This is a genomic window from uncultured Planktosalinus sp. (genome assembly GCF_963973675.1).
GTDB lineage: Bacteria > Bacteroidota > Bacteroidia > Flavobacteriales > Flavobacteriaceae > Planktosalinus.
In genome coordinates, this window is record NZ_CAXBAN010000377.1 from 1 (window position 1) to 2,530 (window position 2,530).

Consider the following 2,530-nt stretch of genomic DNA (forward strand, 5'->3'; position numbering starts at 1 on the left):
GATATTGAATTTGCAGAAGCCATCGTATCCTTAATTCAAGACATTCCATACACTTTAATATTAGACAATGGTTGTGATTCACAAAGTTATAATGACAACTTTATAAGGGGCTATCTTCAAAATGGAGGGAAATGTGAAGGTTTCATTAAATATGGATTATTGTCTCCAGTTGAGTTTATGGCAACTTTAGCAGGTGATTGTGACACAAGAACACTCTTGTTATTTACAATTTTATATCATTATGATTATGATGTTGCTATGTTAACAAGCGAGCTTTATAAGCATTCAATAATCGGAATCCATTTACCAATTAACGGTATTTCAAAAAAATTAAACGGCAAACGATATGTTGTTTGGGAAACAACAAACAAAGGAATCCCACCGGGAATAATACCACGTGAAATAGCAGATATGCGATTTTGGAATGTATCTTTAATGTCAAACTAAAATTTATCAAAAATGACAAATATTATTATTTTAATTTCAATCTTGGTTAGTGGAGCACTTACCATTTTTCTTTTAAATTGGATTGTAAACTACAAAATCAGAAAAAAGATATCTGAAAATGAAAATCCTTTAACTATTAACCTTTTTAAAGCCATCCTGTTTACGGCAAGTGGAATTCTATTAAGTGAGTTAATAACAACATTCGAGACCCTTACTAAAGTATTACCATCAAGCTTTACGGGAAATGAGCTTATTTTAAATGAGATCTCATACTATTGTATTTTCCTTGGAATTTTAGTCGTAATAATATTTACACTTCTTTGGATATCTACCCTGCTTTTCCGTTTATTAAGTAAAGGAGAGAATGTGTATCTGGAAGTTGCAAATAATAATTTAAAATCAGTTTTATTCTTTGCAGGGATAATATTTGCTTTAACAATTACCATAAAAACAGGAATCACACCCTTATTAGACCAATTGATACCCTATCCAACAATGCCTTTGTATAGATAATAAGTTTTCAACCATCAGGTAAACTCATAATTGAAACCTCTCCTCCTCACCTGCGCCCTCTTGCTGCTCTTGGCTCTGTTAAACATGCCAATCGGCTACTACACGTTCTTAAGAATCGCAGTCACTATAGGAGCTGTAATCGTGGTGGTCACTGAGCTGAGAAAAGGAATTCATTTTTGGGTAATTGCTTTTGGGTTTATTGCGGTGCTTTTTAACCCCATTATACCGGTGTATCTCTATGATAAAAGCCTTTGGGCTCCACTAGATATTATTGCAGCTGTATTGTTTGTATTTAAAGCTTTTGTAGGATTTAGTCCAAGATCAAATTAAAAAAAATCCCCCTACTCCATCTCTTTATGGAGTTCCTTAAATTAAATAAGAACCCCAAAGAGTGGGTAGTGTTGATGATACTCAAAAGACCAAATAATTAAAGTTTAAGTATTATTTAAGCAAATGAGGAGTCCCGTAAAATTTATTGATGTTGCGCCTGTAACTTTATACGCATGAAATAATCACCAACCATTAAATATTAAAATCATGAAAAAAATAATTTTCCTAATTGCACTCATCTGTATTGTTCCTAAAAATATGTATACTCAGGATGAGGGTGCAGTCATTGGCGCAGTTGCAGGCGGATTGATAGCCATTGGGGCAGGTATAGCGGCCGTTGAACAGATGAAAGAACAGGCAGAGCTTACGGCTACAGAATGGTTTCTTACCAACCATCCTGAATACACTCAATTTTCACTTAAAACACTTGATTTTGACGGTAAGAAATTAAAAGACATGTCTGCAACAACGGTCATTACTTTTAAAATTCGGGAATTTACAATTGATGGTGACACACCTGAAATGGGTAAAAAACTAGTATTATTTGGTTTTACTAGCATTGGCTGGATCAATGAATATGGCATTGATTTCAATAAAATTAATTGGTATCTGATTAACAGTAATGATTGGATAGATATGATGACCGCCTATGCAAAAGTTGCCTCCGGTGAGAAAAACGAGGCCACTATTCGCGAAGCACTACATAACGGTAAGGTTGTCAATAAGGGTATTAAAGTAAGTAAAGGAGATAATATCGATTTTCACAAAATTGACGGTGATATGTACCTGGTTACAGATTATTCAGCCGACATGAAATTTATTTACAACGAACGCTCCCTAGGTATTTATTTAAAAAAAACCTTGGACCTAGTTCAAATTGGAAGAGGTGATATTATCAAAATACACGATTTTCTTCTTCATGAGTAATTTATTAATATGAAACACTACCTCCTTTTTATAGTAATAACACTATGCTCCATAACACAGGCCCAAACCTGTGATGAGTATATGGATTTTGTAAAGTCAGAAAGTTATGGAACTACTTATACCAGTTATACCAGTGATGCTATTTCCAAAGTCACTTTTTACAATGTCACGATTGACTATGAAACGTATTATTTTGCCATCGTTTGTTTTAAAAGTGACTACTCATATGGGTGTAGTGAGTATATCTATCAGGTAAGTTCCAATACAAAAACGCACTATGCAACGAATTATCATAGTAGCGCCGGTAAAGCAT

General features: G+C 33.9%; 5 protein-coding genes. All 5 read left to right on the top strand.

Annotated elements, in window-relative coordinates:
- Positions 1 to 447: hypothetical protein (locus AACY61_RS12250; protein WP_339611861.1), on the top strand; the 447-nt coding region annotated here is incomplete at its 5' end.
- 12 nt (positions 448 to 459) lie between these two features.
- Complete coding sequence (locus AACY61_RS12255) at positions 460 to 960, top strand: hypothetical protein (protein WP_339611862.1); 501 nt, start codon at positions 460 to 462, stop codon at positions 958 to 960.
- A 30-nt stretch (positions 961 to 990) separates the two neighbouring features.
- Positions 991 to 1,290 carry a DUF6804 family protein gene (locus AACY61_RS12260; protein WP_339611863.1) on the top strand — a complete coding sequence of 100 codons (300 nt, stop codon included), beginning with the start codon at positions 991 to 993 and terminating at the stop codon, positions 1,288 to 1,290.
- 207 nt (positions 1,291 to 1,497) lie between these two features.
- On the top strand, positions 1,498 to 2,217 hold the full coding sequence (locus tag AACY61_RS12265; RefSeq protein WP_339611864.1) for a hypothetical protein: 720 nt from the start codon (positions 1,498 to 1,500) through the stop codon (positions 2,215 to 2,217).
- A gap of 9 nt (positions 2,218 to 2,226) precedes the next feature.
- Positions 2,227 to 2,530 (top strand): hypothetical protein (locus AACY61_RS12270; RefSeq protein WP_339611865.1); only part of this gene is annotated, 304 nt, incomplete at its 3' end.